Consider the following 22,127-nt stretch of genomic DNA (forward strand, 5'->3'; position numbering starts at 1 on the left):
GTAACCCCTATGCCGCTCTATTTTTTTCACCAGATAGCCGCTATTGTAATATGTATTTTAAAAAACAATGCAGTGAGAAGTGGGTAGAAAAAGCACAAAAACTGTTTGCAGAACAAGCAAAAACAGGTGACGTTCGTGCCGTTTATTACAGTACGATATTAAAACCAGATTTAACCCACGAGCAATATATTAACGCCATTATCAATGCAGCAGACAATCACTATTATTACCCGCTTGTCGAATATTCGAATCTAATTATCAATGAGAAAAACCCTGACAAGGATATGGAAAATATTGCAGTAAAACTTCTTAATTATGCGCAATTTAATAACTTTATACCGGCTATTGACGCTTTGATGGGGTATGAGGGTGAAAAAAAACGTACTCAAGGTGAACGGTACAAAAACCTGACAGAGCAAGGAATTAAAATTGGCTCTAACCATGCATGGCGAGTTTATCTATTAAATAGCATTAATGATAAATCCTTATCAAGCCAGCAAAAATACTTCATAGCCAAAGCAAGTGAGTTATTTAATGGTTACGATTACGGCATCAGTTTTACTCAACCACCTAAAGAAAAAGAAGCTTTAATTGCTGCGAATAAAAAAGCTCAAGAAAAGGTAGATTCTGTAAAACAAGTGATTTACATTGATGGCGCTCACCCGCGAGTATTTTATTAATTATCTACCCAGTAATTAATATTATTTTTAAAGCACTTCCTAATTACTCAAGAAGTGCTTTTTATTCAATTACAACGAGTCAGAAGAAATATTTGTTAGTTCCTGCTGTTGTACTTAAATGAGAACCAAAGGTTACATCACTACCATTAATTAATATTGACGCCATTACCAAAGTTAACACCACTTCCCATATTTAAGTTGGTGGCGGTTGATGTGCTTAAACTTACCTGATGAGAACTTGCTTCAAGAAAACAGTTACCACACCCAGTATCAACAAAATCACCTACTCGTGCTAGATTTGTACCTAACACATTTGCAGCTCTTGGTGACTGAGCAATAATAGGCCCTTGACCACTACAACTTTTGCTTCCACATGGGCAAGTTGCTATATCACCAACAAGGGCAACCTTTTGTCCATTTATAATTACACCGCCGTGACCTGATATAACAGAGCCGCCAGTTGTGGTTTTACTGCCAACCGTTATTACGTCATTACTCATCAGATAGCCCTTTAAATTTACTGAACGTAATAATACTAAATAATGTACGTAGGCAATAATTTGCCCGAATTTCTGAAATATTTATAGCAACCAATTTACTCTTAAAAACCTAGTCATATCTATTTCCGCCATAATTTTCTGTTTTCCCTAACCTTTCAGCTCATACCGGATAATAGAACGATAAAAGGAGTAATGTAACAATGCACATTAATCCCCAATTTTATCTACATCATCGAAAGACAAAAAATTAGAAAGTTAACTTAGATCAAATCATGGTAAGAAGCGAAATGACTCGCCTCCTACCATTTTCTAATTGATTAATACAACGTCTTACTTAATTTAAAATTCTTAAACAAAGACGTAGTAAAAGGATTGGCATCCGCTTCCGAATTTAAACGATAAACGACATTCCCACTATCAAGCGCAAATTTATAATCCACACTAGTAGAACTTGCGCTTACAACTTCTCCTTTTTCTAATAATCGGAAGAATGCCCAAGGCCCTTGAACAGTAACAGCTCTTGGTGACAAGTTTGCTGCCGAAGGCACTAAAGAAAGCTTGGAAATTGCCGTTTCTCGGAGAGTATTTGGCCATATAACCTCTGTAGGATGACGCGGGCCATGACTAAACTCGATATATTGACCATCAACATTAATAACACTACGAAGTTGATTTGCACTCAAACTAACAGGCTCAATTGTAAACTCGACATCCAACAGTCCTTTACGGTTAAAAAATGCATGTTGAATTTTCTTAGCGCTCTCAAATTGCTTTAGCACATCACCACGTAATATTGAGTTTTCACCATTATTTCCTAAAGAAATATTGTCATCAATAAATAGCTTCAGATCATTTTTATAGAAATTATCCAATGTTCCATTAGGCGCAAAAAATGACTCAAAGTCTTTTAATGATACATCTTTCGACGCATTATGATTAAATGGATAGCGTGTTATCAGCTTCTCTTGATATTCTTTATAAACATCATTTTGCCAACGAACTTCTACATACTTAATTGCTTCTTGTTTTAGTACATACCAACTCTCATCAGCAATACCTTTTACTATGGTATCAAGCGGTGCTGGCAAATTTGTCGCCATTTGGTTTAATGCGAAAATTGGATCGTTATTTTTTAATGCTAATCTTTCCTTCGTTGCTTCTAGTGCAGCTTTTCCTTTATCAGGAGCATCTTGAATTGCTTTCATGTAATGATAAAGTTTTTGTACCGAAGACATGACTTCTTGTAAGTATGCAGGTTGATTACCATTTTTTTCTAACATTGAATCTATATCAGCAAACGGCAATGCAATCGAAGAAGCAACACGGTATTGAGGAGATTTCATCATTGCTAAACGCGCATCATCATTTTCAGATAACTTAGGAAATAGCCTTGTGTTAACGTCAACAGTTTTAACAAAACGTTCTATTGGCTGATTATGACCAACCAGGTTCCCTAAAATACTTACCGCTTCATCAATATCTGAGAAATATTTTATATCTAAGTTATTAAGAGCAAGCTGCCAAGTATTTATGTAATCTTCTACATATAGATCACGAATTTTATTACGTAAAACCTGCTTATCTTCTTCACTAAATTTCGCAACTGTTGATTCGCCAAGAACCCAACTGTCAGCCAACGCGATATCAGATAAAGATTCAACCTTAGGTAAAAAGTAGCTATTAAAACCTTTGCGGGTTAACAATTGTGAAATAACAAGCGCATTATCTTGAATACGCTCTTCGAAAACAGATTCAAACATTGGTCCAACAGACTTCTTCAAATTTAGCGGTGCACCTAAAGTTTCAGCAGCTGAACGTTTTAAACTGTCATAAACACGATCCGCCAGAGCAACAGAGCTAAGAGCGCTTTGTGTATTGCCAATTAAGTTATCATAAGGTTTTAATACTGCGGCCGCACTCTTATTTCTTTGATTTCGCAGTCCCTGTAAATCAGTGTGCAACAAAGCATAATTTAAGTGTTCTAATAGCTGATCTTGAGTTTTTGCATCATTAGGAAATGCGTGTTGCCATAAGCTCGAAAAGTAACCTAATACAACATTATTTTGGCGACCACTGAGATCTGTTAGCATTCTAAAAGTACGTAATGCAGCCAGCTCTTGTTGCTCTGAATCAGCATTTTTCATATCCAAAGCAAGTTGCTTCATTAATGCAGGTAAAAAACGAAACTGTAAAAGACCTAAATACGTTTCTTCTACCTTAGGTCCAATAGCGTGCCCCTGATATAACCCCATATCAGATAAATATTTTGACTTATCTTGAAACACTCCAAATTCTAAGGTGGCATTGCGAATTGAATTTAATGGCTCTAATAGCTCCTGCTCCGTTCGCATCAATTTCACATCAGAATATTCATTCTTAAATTCACTAACTTGCTCAAGAACAGCGTTTTGATGTGAGATATTCTGCTGATAATAACGTTGCCAGCTACCAATTAAGAGAACAGAAGCAATTGAACAAGTGAGAACAGATACAGCCATCACCTTTCGTTTGTGCTTTATCACACGCAAACTATCTGACGCTATACCCGCCTCAGGATATATAACTTCACTAAAAAGTTTCTTAATAAAGTAAGTCGTTGAGTTTTTCGAGTGCTGCGCACTGTTAATGCTATTCGACAGCCCATATCGTCGGGAAGAAGCATCAACAAATACATCTGTTGGTACGCCCTGTTGATAAACAGACAGAAAGTACATACCACGAATAAGGGCCGGTGTTGAAAATTGGTCACTAACAAAAGCATCATTTAATAGCTGCTTTAGTATGTGATGTAAGCCTGCTATCTGGCGAGAGAAGCTATAAATGGCAGCCCTATCATCACTATCCGTTGCGTGACGCAATGCCGCAGGCAAAGAGTCATTAATTCGATTGATAAACTCTTCATAATCATTATCGAATTCAGTCAGCCATTTATCAAAGTCTTCAACAGTATCAAGCGAGAATGTAAACCCCATGACTTCTTCACGTTGGCTTTGAGTATAGCTTCGGAAATAGGGTTCAAAACCATGCAAAAGGTCAAACTTTGTCAACGTTATATATACAGGCATACGGGTAGAGAGAATTTCCATTAATTCCCTCAAACGTGCACGCAAAAGGTTCGCGTACGCACGACGTTCCGATACCGTAGAGCTCGCTAAGTGCTCAATATCTAGAGCAATAACAACACCGTTTAATGGACGCTGAGATCGTGTTTTTTCAAGCCAGTTAACAAAGTTTAACCAAAGACGACGCTCCATCTCGCCATCATTATCTTTCTCATTTTGGCGCTGCGTTAACAACTCCCCATCAGGATCAATTAATACTGCATCATCGCCAATCCACCAGTCAAAAGAATAAGGGTTTTCACTTTTCTTACCCGAGGCTCTCATTACATTTGAAAATACAAAATCTTGGCTTGAACGGTTAATTAAGCTTGTTTTGCCTGCATTCTCTAGACCTAGCACCAGATACCAAGGTAAGGAATAAAGGTAGTTACGCTTATTTAAACTGTGTTTCAACTCCCCCATCACTTGGTTTAATTCTGTTTCTTGACGCTCTTCTAAACGCTTTATCGGATCGTCAAGTAACCTTTCTTCACGATCTTTATCTTTGTGAATACGTTTCAAACTGCGCCATTGCATAAATCCCCATACTGCAAAACAGCATAAGGAAAAAATAACACTCATAACGATACGAGAAGCCACAGAGGTGAATGGTTGTTGGTCACCAATTTTTAACCATGGGCCTGCCCACCAAATGGCAACATTAATCAGAATAAAGATTGTAAACATAAGCATAGGCATTGATGATTTAACACCTGAAAGAAGCCTATTTATGAGCGGTCTTATTAAATTCAACATATGATATTTCCCGGTGTTATTGTTCGGCAATATTATTTTTAAGTTGGGCGAGTAATGATGGTTCCCATTCAGTCACCGACATTTCATTAACTTGCCGATATAACGTCTGGTATTGCACCGTTGCCATAGAAGAGAGTGAATGAGCTTCCATGACATCTGCAGATAGTAATCGCCAATAGAAAGCATCTCTGGGTTCTGTCGCTTGTGATAATCCTTCATCAAGCATGCTTAAGGCTGGTGCTATTCCTTCATCATCAGCTAACTGTAATGCCTCTGTACGCTTTTCATTCCAGCTACCTTGTTGAGTAATTTGAGCAACTTTAACGCTTTTATCTTGGTTAAGAAGCCAAGCGATTGTAGCTTCACTTGCAAAAGGAACTTGTCCTTTGAATGAATAAGTCAGTAGTGCTGGTAAGCGATCAACAAATGACTGAAGTTCATCTTTAATAATTGAAGCCCAATCATCCAACCCTAACGCCTTGGCAATACGAAAACTAAGAAAGTGTCCATCTAACCAATAAGGTGACTTAGTTAAACTTTCTTCAACGCGACTCCACAATTCAATATCCGCACCACGCTGTAAAGACTCTTCATAATCACTTATACGATCTGATGAAACGGGCATTAGTTGCGTTTCTTTTTGAGCATTTGCATCTGGTAAGGTATTGATTGAAAACCACATAGCAAAACGACGCACACGAATACTCAGCTTTATTGCATCACTACCAAGTTCATTTAGCGAATCTACCGCTTTCAATAACGAATTTTTAAAAGCACGCTCACTGCTGTTATCTATATCTAAATTAGGAATAGAAACCGGGGTTCCAGTCGACGTCTGACTCGTAATGACTGAAGATGACGAAACAGCAACATCTTGTGATGGTTGTGGAGCTTTAATTTTATTCTCATGATTATCACGACCAGCCTGTCCCAAGTTAACGCGAACACGCGCAGAAATATCGTTAATAATATCCACAGGCAGTGATAGCGAAGATGCTTGATTATCGAGCTCTTCAAGTAATGCCTCCAACACTTGTTTTAAATCACTGTTGAATAGGCTCCAATCTAACTTGTCTGCGGCAACATACGTTCTCTGACAAATTTGATTAAAGAATTTTTTGCGGTGTATTTCACCACGCGCCCCTGGAAATGGTTGGCATTCAAGCCAAAAATTAGAGAGAAAATCAACCAATACACCTATCGACAATGAAAAACGCTCTGGTGTTGCCTGATGCTGTAAACATTGCATCAATACGGTCAGTAATTTCAGATCCTTGGTGTGCTCTGAAAGTAAGCTTACGGCACAACTTTCCACTTCATGCCATTGCACTTCTCCATGAGAAAGAGTACCGACCTTCATCATCTGATCATCGATAAAATTTAATTGAGGATGATCTCTTAAACGCTCTCCTACTGGGTTATCCGGTGATATCGGAGCGAGAAGTTGCTCCCTTAAAGTTCCCTTCAACATGATTCACTCCTACCAGCGACAATTTTCACGCATCGGCTCTAAGGCCTCTGCTAGATTGGAGTTATCAAATTCCAGATGATCAATATCAGCCACATTTGAACGTAAAATTAATTGCGGTGAAGAAATCATCGCTTTTATTGCTCTAATAGCAGGTAAACCTCGTCCAGAACGTAATACATACCCTGTTTCATCACTCATCCACTCTTGTGTAATAACAGGAGAACCCGGTATTGATAGTTCAACTTTTCCTGCTTTAACCGGAGTCGGTAAGATCAATTCGGCACGGGTGATTTTTTCATAACACTCCAACATCAAAATTGGGGCTTTCTGATCTTTTAGCTGCTCTGATGAACGAACAGCAGCAGACGTTAACCACATTCGAGAAGCCTGATTACTGCTATCTAACTGATGAAAAATAAACCCTGATCTTTTATCCCGTTTTTTCTCACTATCAACGGCACGAAGCCATGACGATGGATATTTCACTTCTGCTTGACTGATCGACACTTGCTCTACAGGTGTATCAAAAATAGCGTCAAAGCACTGTAACCGCTCAAGTTTAGAAGGGATATCACGACAAGCTTCAGCGCGACTCAACTTGGTTTGCGTACTCGGTTGAGAAAAAACAGTCATAGAAAAGGTGTTCAACCCGATCAGTAACGTATATATCATCCACGACTTTTTCATTTAAACTGGATCTCCAACTTTTGACACTTATGTGCAAGTGTTCGTTTAGGTAAACCCAGGCTTTCAGCTGCTTTTGCACGATTACCGTTATATTGCTTTAATCGCTCGTTAATAATTGCTTTCTCATACAATTCCACTGCAATGCGTAAATCATCTATGCTTGAAAAATCGTCTTTTGGCGCAACCGTGTCTTTTATAGGAAGACTAATATCTAATGGTAATTTTGCTACAAACACCTTTTTTTGAATAAGATCATCACATTCAGTTTGTACACACGCCACTTCTATTAACGAACGTAATTCACGGACATTACCGGGAAAACTCATTTCTTTAAGGTGATCTAACGCCTTGGGAGATAAACCCAAAATATTTCGTTGTTCACGATTGTTATATTGCTGAATAAAGTAAGAAGCTAACTCTTCAATATCCCCCTTTCGATCATTAAGACTTGAGAGCAATAATGGGTATTGATAAATGCGATAATAAAGATCTTGTCTAAAGCCACCATCATTTACACTTTGACGTAAATTTACATGCGTTGCAGCGATCAAACGAAAATTAGAAGATTGCTCTTTATTAGAGCCAACCGGACGATATTGGCATGTCTCGAGCACACGTAATAGCTTCGCTTGAAGACCTAAAGATAACTCTCCTATTTCATCTAAAAATAATGACCCGCCGTTAGCTTGAGCTATCAGTCCCTTACGGTTAGCTACCGCGCCTGTGAATGCCCCTTTTTCATAACCGAACAGTTCACTTTCTAACAAGCTTTCAGGTATTGCCGCACAGTTAATCGCGACAAAAGGCTCTTTGCATCGTTCTGATAAGCTATGTAGTGCTTTTGCGACTAACTCTTTACCCGTTCCGGTTTCACCTTGAATAAGTACACTAAGGTTTGAGCCAGCAGCCACTGTTATTTGTTCTCGTAACTGTTTCATTACAGAGCTGCTTCCAATGAGCTTGCATGCCATATCTGACCATGCGCTCTTTTTCTGATGCTCTGCTTTTAGTCGTGTAATCGAGTCACTAAGTTGCTTTTTATGAGAAGACTGCGCATCCATATCTCTAATGAGTAACCACTGAGAAATAAAGGCACTGCTAAATTCACGCCAGTTTTCATCAGATAATAAATCGTTAATCTGCTTTTGTTCACCGATTAATACTTGAATAGCTGTCACATGGTTTTGACTATTCATTAAAGGAACAATAAGCAAACTACTTGATGCATCTACTTGCGAAGATAACTGCTTAAACGAATCATTTTGTTGCCAATAAACCAATTGTTGGCGATCCAGTAAAACAACTGACGCTTGCTGAAGTACGTGTGAAAAGGGATGATCAAAATCATTTACATCCCATACCCACGATTGATTTTCTGTCGCAAATAAAGTGCGACCGTCATCCGTCGGATAGATGATATAACTGGCCGTTAATGCAAGCTCTTCTTTTAACGCACTATTATAGAAATCAGTGAGTGTAGCTCGGTCACGATAACCTATTAATGCTGAGGTATAATGAAACCACTGTTGCATAACAATTACTCCACCTCACTGCAGAACTCGCCATTTTCTACCGTTAAGCAAATACGTGTAATCGCTTCACGATGAGCAAGTTTATTTAACAAAGCTAAAGAAACTGGCGGCAACATCTGCCCTTCAATGATCGCTTCTAGCATACGCGCACCATTTTCAGAGCGCGTTGCACGTACAAGTATTTCTTCAACAAGGCATGGTTCAATAACAACTTCCGCCTTATAACGAGAAGTTAATAACTTCTCTAATCGTGAGAGTTTTCCTCGAACAATTTGTGCTAAAACGTCCTTATTCAGAGGTAAATAAGGCACTACCTCCATACGCGCTAACAATGCGGGTTTAAAGAAATTCGCCAACTCTGGATACATCTTTTCTTCGATCAGTTCTGGCTGCTCTGCATAATCAACAATGGTCTGATAACCAAGGTTTGACGTTAGGAAGAACAAGATATTTTGACAATCGATTAAACGCCCTTCGCCATCAGCAAGTTCGCCTTTATCGAAAGCTTGATAGAACAGATTCAAGACTTCAGGGTGTGCTTTTTCTACCTCATCAAGTAAAACAATTGAATAAGGCATCTTTCTAATAGATTCAGTTAATACGCCACCCTCACCAAAACCAACGTAGCCCGGGGGTGAACCAATAAGACGAGAAACTGTGTGCTTTTCCTGATATTCAGACATATTTATGGTGGTTAAGAATTGCTGCCCACCATATAACTGCTCGGCTAGTTGAACCACTGTCTCTGTTTTACCCACACCACTTGGACCAACTAATAAAAATGCACCTTGAGGTCGGCCTGGACGACGAAGATCAGCACGCGCAGTCAATAAATGGCGATGAATACTCGCCAATGCGATATCCTGACCTTTAATCATTGAATTTAATACAGAGGGCAACTCAGTAATTTTAGCTAACTCATCAGTATTCATCTGATCGACAGGCACTCCCGTCCAGTCAGCAATGACTTGTGCAACCTGCACCGCATCAACCTCAGGATAAATAAGCAACTCGTCATGAGGAATAAGTGCTAATTGAGAATAAAGATCAACCAATCGATTCTGTAATTCATCAACCGACAAGCAAGATTCATCATCATCGTTCTGCTCTGGCAATAGCTCAGTCATCGGCGATAAGAGCTGTTGGCGTGTATCGATAATCTCAGTAACAAGTTCTTTTTGTTGCTGCCAATCTTTGTAGAGAGATTCACACTCAACTTGTTCTTCTAAATCTTTTTCTACTAATGCCGATAGTCGTTCTTCATCAACGGCTTTGCCTAATAATTGCTGACGATTGATCATTTGAATTTCAAGCTGACGTTGATAACTACCACTTTCAATCTCAGAAATTCTGCGAGGAGGTGCTGTAAGATTAATAGCAATACGTGCACAAGCCGTATCTAAGACATCAATAGCCTTATCGGGAAGTTGACGACCAGATACATAACGAGCAGACAATTCTGCTGCCGCACGTAGCGCATCATCACTGATCAATACATTATGCGAATTTTCATACACGCAGTGCAGACCACGCATAATATCAACAGCTTGCTCGGTTGTTGGCTCATCCAATTTAACTAACTGGAAGCGTCGAGTAAGGGCGGGATCTTTCTCAAAGTACTTTTTGTACTCTTTCCACGTTGTTGCCGCAATTGTACATAATTCACCACGAGCTAAAGCAGGTTTAAGTAAGTTCGCAGCATCACCACCACCCTCTTGATTACCAGCACCAATCAAAGTGTGAGCTTCGTCGATGAAAAGAATGATCTTCACTGGTGAATTTTTTACTTCATCAATCACTGACTTCAAGCGTTTTTCAAATTCACCTTTTACTGATGCCCCTGCTTGCATAAGCCCTAGATCAAGCAACCATAGCTCAACACGCTGAAGCTGCTCAGGCACTTTGCCCGATTCAATACGTGAAGCGAGACCTTCAATAACGGCACTCTTTCCAACCCCAGCATCACCGACAACGATGGGATTGTTTTTGCGTCGACGACATAAAATATCAATCATTAGATTAATTTCATTATCGCGGCATAAGACAGGATCTAACTTACCTTGGCGAGCTTGCTCTGTAACATTTGAACAAAAACGATTAAGCGCACTATCACCAGAGTTTACATTTAGTGGCGCTTTTGTTTCGCCAGAATTTACAACAGGTGTTTCAGCAGAATCCGCTACAAGTGATGTGAACTCTTTACGTAAAGCCTCTCGATTAATATTTTCAAAGGCTTTTACTAGGCTAAAACTTAAATAACGATCGGGGCGAATAAGTGCTGCTAAGAAAATAAGACCCGATCTTAACTCTGCTTCATTCATTTCTGTTGATGCTAATAACCATGCATCTTGAAGTAGTTCAACCAGTAAAGGTGAAAAGCTCGGATATGTATCATTCTCTTTATCATGCGGCATTGCATCACCACACAACTGCTTAACAACATCCGTTTTTAAATTAACTTGTTCAAGTAAAACCCTAATATCTGATAAAGGATTTTCTAGAATAGAAAATAAAAGGTGCTCAATAGTAACTTCATTATTTTCACGGCTCATACATAACGATGAAGCCTGTTCTAATGCAATTTTTGTTTGTGCATTTAATTTATTGATGAGTACAGGGAGTTCTATTCTGATCACAATGAAGTCCTATTGAAGAATGTGATTAAGCTGTGTTAAAACATCTAAAGATTTATTATTAAGTAAGATTGAATACGCGATATAAATAGCAACCCAAGATAGACCAAAACCTATAAATACAGCCCAAAGAGGAATCTGTCTCGTTAACTTATATTTTTTTTGTGCAACATGTTTTGTTGCGGTAGTTAACGGTTTCGGTTCTTTATCTATTCTTCTTAACGTTTCATAAAGATTTGAAACGACTTTATCAAACGCTTCTTGACCATTATTCATCACCTTATATCGACCTTTAAATCCTTGCATCAAACAAAGATAAATAAACATCAATAAATCATGATAACGTTCTGGCTCAGTCATTAATCGAGATAAGATCGAGAAAACTTTTTCTCCACCCCATGTTTCATTGTGAAAACGCGTCAGCAATGAATGTTCAGCCCATATGCTATCCGCTCCCCAAGAAGTACTCATTACCGCTTCATCGATAAAGGAGCAGAGAACATAGCGATAAGCTAGGATCACAGCATGATCATTACCTGCTTCGGTGAGCTCTACCTCTATCGCTTTAATTTCCTCAACAACTTGATGATAAATTTCTTCAATATTATCGCAGCTACTTAAACTACGAATGCGTGACGTCATGCCCATTAGCGGCGTGGCAGCATCAATCAATAAATTAATATTGCTACCGCGTAACTGGAACCAAAAGTCCTGATCAAGATTTGTATTCTCTACATTGTCATACAATAAATCATCATAGTGCGTGTTGCGTATACGGCCTTTCTTTTGAATAGTATGATCCATCATCATTAGCTCCTGATTGCCCAAAATTGAAGATCAAGTTCAGGAAAATCACCTGCAACATGGAATGCAAAGCCACTTGAATTATTAAGCATCTGCCAAGTTTGGCTCGTCTTGTCCAATTTAAAGTACGTGTATCCAGCGTGGTAAGGTAACTGACGTGGAGCCACAGGTAATGGTGACAATGGGATACCCGGTAACTGCAATGAAATAAGTTCACGAATCTTTTCAACAGACGCAATTTTTGTTTGATGCATAAATAGCTTACGCAACTCTTCCTGCGGAATACGAGCACGTACAGCCAAGATAAACTCAGCATCAGTAACCAAGTTAGTGTCCTGAATCGAGGCCACCATGAGACCGTATTTTCTTTTCTGCAATTGAATAGATACGGCACGCGGCTCAAGAACAATACTCAATGCCTGTCGTAACATAGACATCACAGGCATAAATGCCTGCTCAGGCATGTCATGGTTATAACTTGCAAACTCGGGCGTCATACGACTTTCATCAGTAAAAGTCGCTAGTTCTCCACAAAATGAAGTGAGTTCCTTATATAACTCTTCAGGATGAATACTACGTAAATGCGCGATATGCTGAAGTCTTGGCTGCATGCGATTAAGCATCTGAAGTAACATGAAATCTGCCACATCGGCTACGCCACCTTGATTAGGAGAACCTAAACGTAATGCAATATTTTTTGCTCGCTCTCTCATTAAGCCAGCCATTTCACCGACAAAGCGCTGTAATCGTGGTACTGCTTTCACATTTAAATGGCAAGGAATAAAGTTGTCATCCAACATCACACTGCCATCAGGACGTTTTTCTAAAATTCGTGCAATAGCAATAGACGCGTATGCACTTCGGTCATCCTTACCAAGCAAAAGGCGAACACTTGTTGAGCCAACGTCCATTAAGCAGCTGTCACCTTGAATGGATTGGATATCTCTGACTTCTTCACGTTTACATTTATAACGTGTCATACCACCCGCAGTTTCATTCCAACTAACTTCCGCGAGTGAGTCACTACGTAAAGGGATCGCTAAATAAATAATTTGATTGGCTAATGAACTATCAGCCACTTCCAACGCATCAGGCAACATGTCTTGCTGAGGAATATTAAAAGGTGTGCCGTCAGGCATAATACCAGCCGCACGTTCAATTGCGATGCGACCAAAACTTAGGTATTCCAAATTTAAGCTTAATTCTGTTATTCCATATAAATAGAGACTGACAGAATTAAGTCTTTCATCAATGATGCTTTCAAAATAGCGCTGCTGTTGTTGGAAGTGTTGAGGTTTAATAAATAAACCTTCATTCCATATTACTCGGTTTTTTGATGACATCTACTCAACCCTATCTAGCACAACTTGATTATCTTTTAAATAAATAAGCAAGTGATAATCACGACCTAACGTTTTTACTTTTACAGACTTTTTCCAATCACTATTATCGCTATCAGAAAATAAAGCCATCACACCGATATAACGCGTGTCTTCATCTAATTTAATTTCTTCGACGAACTTAAATTTATTCGGCAGCATGACATAATCATAAACATCAACATAATTACTCTTTAGTGCTTTTTTATATTCAAAAGCTAGCTGATCATAAGATGCTGAATTAAACATAGAGTCATCTTCAAATTCGAAAACTTTTAATTCAACTGGTGAGGCTTCATTATTCCCATTCGTATTTATTGAATCGGTACTCACCATGCTGATTGTTATCGTACTTGGCTCTGATGCCGGATCATATTTAGAGCTACAACCCATCAACGTTAAGGCAAAAATAAAAACCATGTGGAACAAAGACGACGATTTCATCCAGCTACACCTCTTGTTGTTTATCACGCAGGTTTTTATCGTAAGATTGATCAAAAATCTCCCAGAATAGCTTTTCAAATCCATGCTGACGATTTGAAGTCAACTCTTTATGATAACTTTGATACATTTCCCAAGCCCATGCTTCTGGTGATTCACCAACCGATTGGCCAGGACGACGATAACGTAAAAACCTTCGCATCAACACTTCAGGTGAAAAGGCTTGAATAATTTGATTCAGTGCCTCGCTAATTGCAGTATGTACAGCATCATTATGATCTTTAACTGTGCGAAGACTTTCTTCGATGGCTGCTGGTGCAGATAAGTGAACAAGACTACGTTGGCTATCAAACATAACCTGTACTGTTTCGTCATAACTTAAACCAAGTCGTAACGGGTTATCTTCAATGGGTTGCAAGTTCTTATTCATCACACCATATCGACTGGTATTAACTTGTTGATGAAGTTCTATTAACCCTTTTACTGCAGCTTGTAATGATGCTCCCATCTCTTCAGATAGCATTTGCATTTCAGCTAAATCATCACTGTTATTCGTTCTAACGCCTAAACCACGAAATAGCGGACCCGTTAATAAATGGTTTTCATCTGTTGCTACCATCGAATTATTATTCGAACCAGAAAAACCTCGTCCCATTTCTTCTTCAAGCAGATCCAGCGTGTTATCGTCCATTCTAAGTTCCTTGCTATTTAAAGTAGTCGCTATGTATCCCGATGATTTTTCATCAGCATTCAACGTAGATTTAAAACCGCTTAATGTAATAGCTGACGTTGTGTCATTTTCAGTATCGGCTTGTATTGTCTGGGCATCACCAATCCACGAATCACATTCAGAAATTAATGACTGTGTATTATTAAGAGATACTGCTGGCTTATTTCGTGTAATTAACGATTCAACTTCTGTTTTATGTTTGAGTTGATCGAGTGCTAATAATGGATCATCCACATTCGCTTTTTGATCCTTAGTTGTGACATCTAGCTCATCACCAAATAAATCAATATCAGTTGATTTAGATAGCATCTCTTCAATGTCTTTATCATTTTCAGTGCATGCTTCACCGATAGAAACACGAATGAAATAAGGACCAATTGAAATAACATCATTTTCATTTAAACGCGCATGCTTGTGCCAACCAATCGGCATTGAAGCACCATTGATATAGGTTTGATTCGAAATATCAGTGATACAAAAACAGCCATCAATCATTGTGATCTGACAGTGAACCGGTTCCAAAACTCCGTCTCTATCAGCTAGGTGCCAAAAACTCGATGAACTAGAACCAATCGCGCCACCAGCAGATGAAAATTCTTTCGTTGCCGACAAACCCGGTTCTAAGAACCGAGTATTAGTAACTTTTAACTTTAGTCGTTGTTGTTCCGCCATTTTTAGCCCCTTTACTGACGAACTTGTATACAAACTTTACGGTTATTATTCGTCTCACCTAAGAAAGAAGACCAACCTAACGACAGCGTTGAGCCTTGTATCAATTGCAATGAAGGTACTTCGTCTTCTTTAAGCTCTAACTCCAGATCAAATGCCATTTGCTCACGAAGAATAAATTCAACCAGCTTACAAAATGGCAAATACTCTTTGCCTGACGGTAAAAAATCATTGAATCGTGATTGGGTAAGATCTTTAATCTCAATAACAAATTTTCCCGTGCAATCACGAACCGTCGAGCCAATAATTGTACTTTCACCTAACTCACAGTTTGCATTTCCAAGACACATTCGTTGATGATTGGGTATGTCTACTTTACGCTCTACCCACTGACGAATAACAACGTTATCCAAATCAAAACAATGAGAAATGATACCTGCAACAATTTGTGGGGAACGGCTTCTACCAGCTAATGTACCGGCGTATGAAAGCATTTTCCCCCAGTTAATTGCGGTTTCACCACGAAGGTCTTCATCAGCCAAGCCGACTAAGGCAAATAACTGAGAAGAGAAGGCATCACTGGCATTTTCTTTAAACCGAATGTAATAACGGTATTTACGCCAAATTCGATATACCAACGCCAATAGTCGGTTATTAAAGAAATCGAGAAAATGCCGTCTTAACCCCGTTTCACTCTCAGATGCTATTTCTTCTAATAAAAAACCCGGTAATGGTGATTGAGCACCATTTAATCCAAAGAACGTCGTTTCTAAACAGAAACCACCTTGCTCCAATATCTCTAATTTTGAAATATCACTCGCAGCAAACCCTAAACTCGGATTGGCTTTAAACAGTAAACGACAATGTGTTTCCCACCCTTCGGTCTCAGGATCTTCATCAGCTAAGCGCTGTAAAAGTTCGACTAATTGATAAAAGTCGTAAGACCGAACTTGTTGCTCTACTATTGCTAATTGATCGGATGCAAGATGGTCACAATCAAGATCTATATCAAAGGCTGTAGACCCGTCTGCGTTCCCCATGAATATCGTTCCTGATTGACACTGTTAATTACAATAAGCTCATGAAATGAATTGATACTTGCATACAAAGAAAAGAAGCGACTTAACACACTCCCAAACAAATACAAATCCCCTTCAGAGCTGAACGCTTCTTCGTTAAGCACTAACTCAGACTGTAAACCTCGAACAGGTAATCCTTTGATGATCCGTTCAATTGGCTTAGATGTAATTTTTACGATCCCATCAAGTCTGTGTTTAGCAACACGCTCAGCTTGTCTATCGACAAGTGCTCTAAAGTCATAAGCTCGAAGTACAGAACACAGTGCATCTTTCGAAAGCAATGAAAGATAGTTAAGCGATAAATTTGAAATCAATGTCCACAACAAGCTGCCATCTAACGTCGGCCTTAACGGCTGTGTTGGTTCTGTGATGTTAGAAAAAGTCACAAAAGACGGTGAACTATTTGTTTGCACACAAATATCACCAATCCCTAACTCCAATGGCAATTGTCGATTCGTACACGTTAACTGCAATGAAATCGCTTCACTGGTTCCGACATTTAGCGTTTCATCCCCACGAACAAATGAAATGTAATGATCAAAACCATCATTTCTTACACTCTCTCTCACCCTTGCGCGGTAATAGAGCGCTAATCGGTGGCGAGAACGTTCGATTTCATGTTGAAAACTTTCAAAAGAGGTATAAACACGCTTTTGCCCCTTTGAACGTAACTTGTGATCCTCTTGTCGCCCTTCTACATGATCAATACTGAAAATTTCATAATGAGCAGGAAGACGACTTGAAGGTGCAATGCGATATTCCGCCCGCTTTCCCGTTAAATCGATAGGATCAGAATCATGAGTAAATAGATTGATAATCGGTGTACAAAATAATTTAAAGCTATCTTTACGTACGCGAACATCGGCAGGTAGCGTTCTTGAAAAAACAAATTTCAATTGAAACTTTCTACCCATATCCGGCGTGATATAACGATCAAGATTAACCAAATCACCAAATAAAAATGCATCTGGAAACGTTAAGTATTCTTGTAAAATACGATAACCTTCATAAACATTTTTTGGATATGGCATTACCGCATCAGAGGAATCAAAGCCACAGCTTTTAAATTGTGATGCAGGAATCGCTATCGTTTTATCACTACACACTAATTCAATATGTGATAAATAATGGTTTAGCCATAAATACAGCATCTGCGCGCTGTACTGATGTCCACCCAAGAACAATGACAGCGCTTTTAGATCTATATCGGGTAAACTTTGTTCGCCTAATACATCGAAATTCAAATCAATGATTGACGACTCCCGGCTATGGGTAGTCGCAACATCAACCAACTCCAAAGGATAAATATCTAGGTTTCGGCAAGTTCTAAACCGACACACAGTATCGAACACCGCTTCACTATCAACATCTGTATTTGCTGGTATTATTTGACGAACACTTATTGCTTTTTCAATCGGTGTAAATTGAACAATACTCAAGCTTGGTACAGGCCTTAAATAATTAGGCCAAAGCATGTTGATTATAGAATGTGTGAGCTCAGGAAATTCATCTTCAACTTTTTCACGTAAACGAGCCGTTAAAAAAGCAAAGCCCTCTAATAATCGTTCAACATCAGGATCTGTATTTTTCCCTTGTAAAAAACGAGATAATTGAGGATGTACTTCGGCAAAAGCAACGCCTTGCTCTTTTAAAAAAGCAAGCTCATCCCTAAAATATTTTTCTTGTGACAAAGTTAAATTACTCTGTATTTACGACTATTATCCAACATCAAATCAATACGCACCGAATCATGCAGTGCTCTTGAATTAATACATGCTGTAATATGAAAGAAAATATTTAATGGACTTTCATCATTTGGCACATATTGAATATCAATCTTGTCTAAACGTGGCTCGTAGCGCTCAAGACAATGACGAATTGCCAGCTTAATTTGTAATGCCAGATCATGCGTACCTAAAGTTGCATCATTAAAATCAATTAATCCCAAATGAGGCGCACACAGCGCTTCACCTAAACGAGTGTTAAGTAATTGCGCAACATTGCGTTTAATTGAATTTAAAACATGTTTAGCATCCGGTCCTTTCGTCATCACTTTTCGCGGCGCATTAGTTTCTAAACGTTCAAAGAGACTAACACCATAAGCCCTATCTTCTAGTTCTATATAAGACATTGAAATTATGCCTGATCTAAACGACCAACTAGTGATAACTCAAAGTTTGCGCCCATGTATTTAAAGTGAGGGCGAACAGACAATGCCACTTGGTACCAACCTGGATCGCCCTCAACATCAAGTACTTCAATTTTCGCAGCACGTAAAGGACGGCGACTACGAACATCAGCTGGTGGGTTTTCCTGATCAGCCACGAATTGTTTAATCCATGCGTTCAATTCACGCTCAAGATCTTGACGCTCTTTCCAAGAACCAATTTGTTCACGTTGTAATACTTTCACATAGTGCGCTAAGCGGTTAATGATCATCATATAAGGCAATTGAGTACCTAATTTGAAGTTCATTTCAGCTTCGCGCCCTTCTTTCGTATTAGGGAACACTTTTGGTTTCTGAACTGAGTTTGCAGAGAAGAATGCAGCGTTATCACTACCTTTACGCATGGTTAATGCAATAAAGCCTTCTTCAGCTAATTCAAATTCTTTACGATCTGTCACTAACACTTCTGTTGGGATTTTTGCTTGTAATTCACCCAAAGATTCAAATAAATGAACAGGTAAATCTTCAACAGTACCGCCACTTTGAGGACCGATGATATTTGGACACCAACGGTATTGAGCAAAGCTATCAGTTAAACGTGAAGCCAAAGCAAAAGAGGTATTACCCCATAAGTAGCTTTCGTGTGAATCACTCACGTTTTCACGGTAATTAAATGTTTTAGTTGGGTTCTCTTCTGGATCGTATGGGGTACGAAGAAGAAAACGTGGAGCCGTTAATGCAAGGTAACGAGAATCTTCAGATTCACGTAATTGTCGCCATTTAATATAGCGAGGGCTGTCAAATGTTGCTTTTAAATCTTTAATATTTGGTAAGTCTTCAAAAGATTCGATACCAAAAAATTCTGGTGCTACACCTGAAATAAATGGAGCGTGAGCCATTGCACCCACAGCACCAATGTATTGAAGTAGCTTAATATCAGGCGATGATGGCGTGAATGAGTAATTACCAATGATAGCGCCAATAGGCTCACCACCAAATTGTCCGTATCCAGACGAATATACATGCTTATATAAACCAGATTGAGACGTCTCTGGCGCAAATTCGAAGTCGTCTAAAAGCTCTTCTTTAGTCGCATGCAATAATTCAATTTTATTGTTTTCACGAAAATCAGTACGATCAACAAGCATCTTCACACTACGCCAAGCAGATTCAACCTTTTGAACCTCTTCACAGTGTAAAATTTCATCCATTTGCGCACTAATCTTACTGTCTAACTCAACAAGCATCTGATCAACAAGTCCTTTATTGACTTGTTCTACACCAGCATTACCCAGTAAATTTTCAATGAATGCAGCCACCCCTTTCTTGGCAATGTCATAACCTTCATCGGACGGAGTCATGCGTGTTTGAAGCATAATTTCATCAAGTAAACTGCTTTCAGTTGTACTTGATGATTCAATTGTTTTTTGTAAAGACATTTATCGTTCTCTTAAAATTAAAACCAAAAGGAAATTACTATTTCTCACCTTCGCCACTAACAAGTTGTAACTCGTTAAGTAGCTTTTCACGTGACTCGTCAGATTCAATTAGTTCTTGAAGACGAGAACGAAATGCTGGAATATTTCCAAGTGGTCCTTTTAAAGCAACTAATGCTTCTCTTAATTCAATCAGTTTTTTTAATTCTGGAACTTGTTGACTGATTGCATCAGGAGAAAAATCATTAAGACTTTTAATTGAAAGATTAATTGATAAGTCAGAATCATCGTCTGAAAGTTTGTTTTTCACAGAAGTTGTCAACGATAATTTACTTTCGCGCATAACCGATTCAAAGTTATTTTTATCAACTGAAACGGCTTTACGCTCTTCTATAGGTTTATCTTCCCCATCACCTTTAAATTCACCCACAACAAGTGTTTTTAATGGTAGCTCTACTTCAGATTGAACATCACCTTTGTGAGGAACGTATTTAATATTAATACGTTCTTTAGGTGCGACGGTGCCTTCTTTAGACATTTTAAACCCCGTTATTTTTATTATTTACAACGAATAGATAAACCAGCAGATTTAACATCTTTAACAAATTAAAAATGAAAATGTTATTTTTAATTAAATATGCTTTATTATTTATATTATTTCCTAACCAACAAAAATGCTTCTAGATAACAAATATTGCTTGCAGTGAATTAAATAGTAATTACCGTTGCATATCAAGCAATATTGTATAGATTTTGAGACACTAAAATCTATTAATACATACAAATAAGAATTTTAATAAATTCAAACACAACATAAAAAACTATTGATTCCATAACCTTAAACCCAGCATTAACATATTAACGCTAAACTCCAGACTAAAATGCTATGTTTTTTTTAAAATATTGAATAAATTAAAAAACCAAATATATGTGATAGCCTTCCCAAAAAACAAACTCCCATATAAAAAATTCAGTATAAAAATGTGCTTCATTCTATTAATAATTTAGAGAGCCTAATTAATATAATAGAATAAAGGATATGATTTTAATAATACTAGGCCCTTTCTCACTAATAAGAATATTGTAAATAAAAAATTTAAAGCAATACCTGATATTTAACATTCGGGCAAGATCTTGCCCGCTTCGTTATTAACAGACTCCATTAAAAAAGAGATTGTTAAATAAACTTTATTATTTACATTTTACTAACCATATCTATTGCGCGTTTTTTATTTTTTAGCCATTTTTTTAAGCCCTTAATCATTGCTTATTCAGATGACAAATCATTACCAATAAAAATTCTTTAATCACGAAAGTAAGCAAGATCTTGCCCAAATCGAGCAATAAGTTGCCCAGCCGGGCAAGATCTTGCTCGATATTTACTAGCGTAAAAAAGCAAAACCCATACTTATCAGTAACTTAAAAACTGGCACACTTCCTGCTTTAACAGCACGTCATCACAGCATAGGCTGTGTCATTTACTCCATCATAAAATAGGATACTAAGATGCCAACTCCTTGTTATATCGCGATCCAAGGCCAAACTCAGGGTAACATCACAGCCGGTGCATTCACGCCTGATTCTGTCGGTAACATCTATGTTGAAGGTCACGAAGACCAAATGCTTGTTCAAGAATTCAAGCACGTTGTTACTGTTCCTACAGACCCACAATCAGGTCAGCCTTCAGGTCAACGTGTTCACAAGCCATTTAAATTTACCGTGGCACTGAACAAAGCCGTTCCTCTGATGTACAACTCATTGGCATCAGGTGAAATGCTACCGTCTGTAGAGCTAAAGTGGTACCGCACATCGGTTGAAGGTAAACAAGAGCACTACTTCACCACAACGCTGACCGATGCAACGATTGTTGATATCAACACCCACATGCCACACTGCCAAGATTCATCAAAAGAAGACTTCACTCAGCTTATTGAAGTCTCAATGGCTTACCGTGCGATTAACTGGGATCACACGGTATCGGGCACATCAGGTGCTGATGATTGGCGTGCACCGCTAGAAGCGTAATCACTCCACCATGTCTCAGCCTACACACGCCTGTGTA

Annotated in this window: 17 protein-coding genes; 2 read left to right on the top strand and 15 right to left on the bottom strand. The window is 38.5% G+C overall.

The genetic code is table 11. The features are described 5' to 3' along the window. Nucleotides 1–680: hypothetical protein (locus tag C9J46_RS21570; protein WP_158259624.1), on the top strand; the 680-nt coding region annotated here is incomplete at its 5' end. A gap of 146 nt (nucleotides 681–826) precedes the next feature. On the opposite strand, the gene C9J46_RS19715 is transcribed toward C9J46_RS21570, so the two are convergent. The 15 genes from C9J46_RS19715 to tssB form a co-directional block, all read right to left on the bottom strand. Beyond that, nucleotides 827–1,180 (bottom strand): PAAR domain-containing protein, encoded by a 354-nt coding sequence (locus C9J46_RS19715; protein ID WP_005365472.1) that lies wholly within the window; start codon nucleotides 1,178–1,180, stop codon nucleotides 827–829. A gap of 317 nt (nucleotides 1,181–1,497) precedes the next feature. Next, a complete protein-coding gene (gene tssM, locus C9J46_RS19720; protein WP_199187175.1) occupies nucleotides 1,498–5,037 on the bottom strand; it encodes a type VI secretion system membrane subunit TssM in 3,540 nt (1,179 codons plus the stop codon). 16 nt (nucleotides 5,038–5,053) lie between these two features. Further along, complete coding sequence (gene tssA / locus C9J46_RS19725) at nucleotides 5,054–6,508, bottom strand: type VI secretion system protein TssA (protein ID WP_107208746.1); 1,455 nt, start codon at nucleotides 6,506–6,508, stop codon at nucleotides 5,054–5,056. A gap of 9 nt (nucleotides 6,509–6,517) precedes the next feature. After that, nucleotides 6,518–7,195: a type VI secretion system-associated protein VasI gene (gene vasI / locus C9J46_RS19730; RefSeq protein ID WP_107291402.1), complete on the bottom strand. Its 678-nt coding sequence runs from the start codon at nucleotides 7,193–7,195 to the stop codon at nucleotides 6,518–6,520. Beyond that, nucleotides 7,192–8,727: a sigma-54-dependent Fis family transcriptional regulator gene (locus C9J46_RS19735; protein ID WP_107208744.1), complete on the bottom strand. Its 1,536-nt coding sequence runs from the start codon at nucleotides 8,725–8,727 to the stop codon at nucleotides 7,192–7,194. Before C9J46_RS19735 ends, vasI begins: the two co-directional genes overlap by 4 nt. A 5-nt stretch (nucleotides 8,728–8,732) precedes the next feature. Next, the gene (tssH, locus tag C9J46_RS19740; RefSeq protein WP_107291403.1) at nucleotides 8,733–11,363 is read right to left on the bottom strand and encodes a type VI secretion system ATPase TssH; all 2,631 of its coding nucleotides are present in this window, start codon (nucleotides 11,361–11,363) and stop codon (nucleotides 8,733–8,735) included. Nucleotides 11,364–11,372: 9 nt separating this feature from the next. Next, on the bottom strand, nucleotides 11,373–12,170 hold the full coding sequence (gene icmH, locus C9J46_RS19745; RefSeq protein WP_304592048.1) for a type IVB secretion system protein IcmH/DotU: 798 nt from the start codon (nucleotides 12,168–12,170) through the stop codon (nucleotides 11,373–11,375). Then, nucleotides 12,170–13,507: a type VI secretion system baseplate subunit TssK gene (gene tssK, locus C9J46_RS19750; RefSeq protein WP_107291404.1), complete on the bottom strand. Its 1,338-nt coding sequence runs from the start codon at nucleotides 13,505–13,507 to the stop codon at nucleotides 12,170–12,172. The genes icmH and tssK overlap by 1 nt, the downstream gene beginning before the upstream one ends. Then, entirely contained in the window at nucleotides 13,508–13,987 is a 480-nt protein-coding gene (gene tssJ, locus C9J46_RS19755) for a type VI secretion system lipoprotein TssJ (protein WP_233217918.1), read from the bottom strand. It lies immediately after the preceding gene. A gap of 4 nt (nucleotides 13,988–13,991) precedes the next feature. Next, nucleotides 13,992–15,386, bottom strand: a complete 1,395-nt coding sequence (tagH, locus tag C9J46_RS19760; RefSeq protein ID WP_107291406.1) for a type VI secretion system-associated FHA domain protein TagH — start codon at nucleotides 15,384–15,386, stop codon at nucleotides 13,992–13,994. 11 nt (nucleotides 15,387–15,397) lie between these two features. Further along, entirely contained in the window at nucleotides 15,398–16,423 is a 1,026-nt protein-coding gene (gene tssG / locus C9J46_RS19765; RefSeq protein ID WP_107291407.1) for a type VI secretion system baseplate subunit TssG, read from the bottom strand. After that, nucleotides 16,387–18,153 (bottom strand): type VI secretion system baseplate subunit TssF, encoded by a 1,767-nt coding sequence (tssF, locus tag C9J46_RS19770; RefSeq protein ID WP_107291408.1) that lies wholly within the window; start codon nucleotides 18,151–18,153, stop codon nucleotides 16,387–16,389. Before tssF ends, tssG begins: the two co-directional genes overlap by 37 nt. 2 nt (nucleotides 18,154–18,155) lie before the next feature. Then, on the bottom strand, nucleotides 18,156–18,593 hold the full coding sequence (tssE, locus tag C9J46_RS19775) for a type VI secretion system baseplate subunit TssE (protein ID WP_045084966.1): 438 nt from the start codon (nucleotides 18,591–18,593) through the stop codon (nucleotides 18,156–18,158). A 5-nt stretch (nucleotides 18,594–18,598) separates the two neighbouring features. Then, nucleotides 18,599–20,068: a type VI secretion system contractile sheath large subunit gene (tssC, locus tag C9J46_RS19780; RefSeq protein WP_107288098.1), complete on the bottom strand. Its 1,470-nt coding sequence runs from the start codon at nucleotides 20,066–20,068 to the stop codon at nucleotides 18,599–18,601. A 37-nt stretch (nucleotides 20,069–20,105) separates the two neighbouring features. After that, nucleotides 20,106–20,603: a type VI secretion system contractile sheath small subunit gene (gene tssB / locus C9J46_RS19785; protein ID WP_006644100.1), complete on the bottom strand. Its 498-nt coding sequence runs from the start codon at nucleotides 20,601–20,603 to the stop codon at nucleotides 20,106–20,108. 968 nt (nucleotides 20,604–21,571) lie between these two features. On the opposite strand from tssB, the gene C9J46_RS19790 reads away from it, so the two are divergent. Continuing rightward, on the top strand, nucleotides 21,572–22,090 hold the full coding sequence (locus C9J46_RS19790; protein ID WP_005365509.1) for an Hcp family type VI secretion system effector: 519 nt from the start codon (nucleotides 21,572–21,574) through the stop codon (nucleotides 22,088–22,090). The last annotated feature ends 37 nt before the right edge of the window (nucleotides 22,091–22,127 follow it).

The organism is Photobacterium sp. GB-36, assembly GCF_003026135.1.
GTDB lineage: Bacteria > Pseudomonadota > Gammaproteobacteria > Enterobacterales > Vibrionaceae > Photobacterium.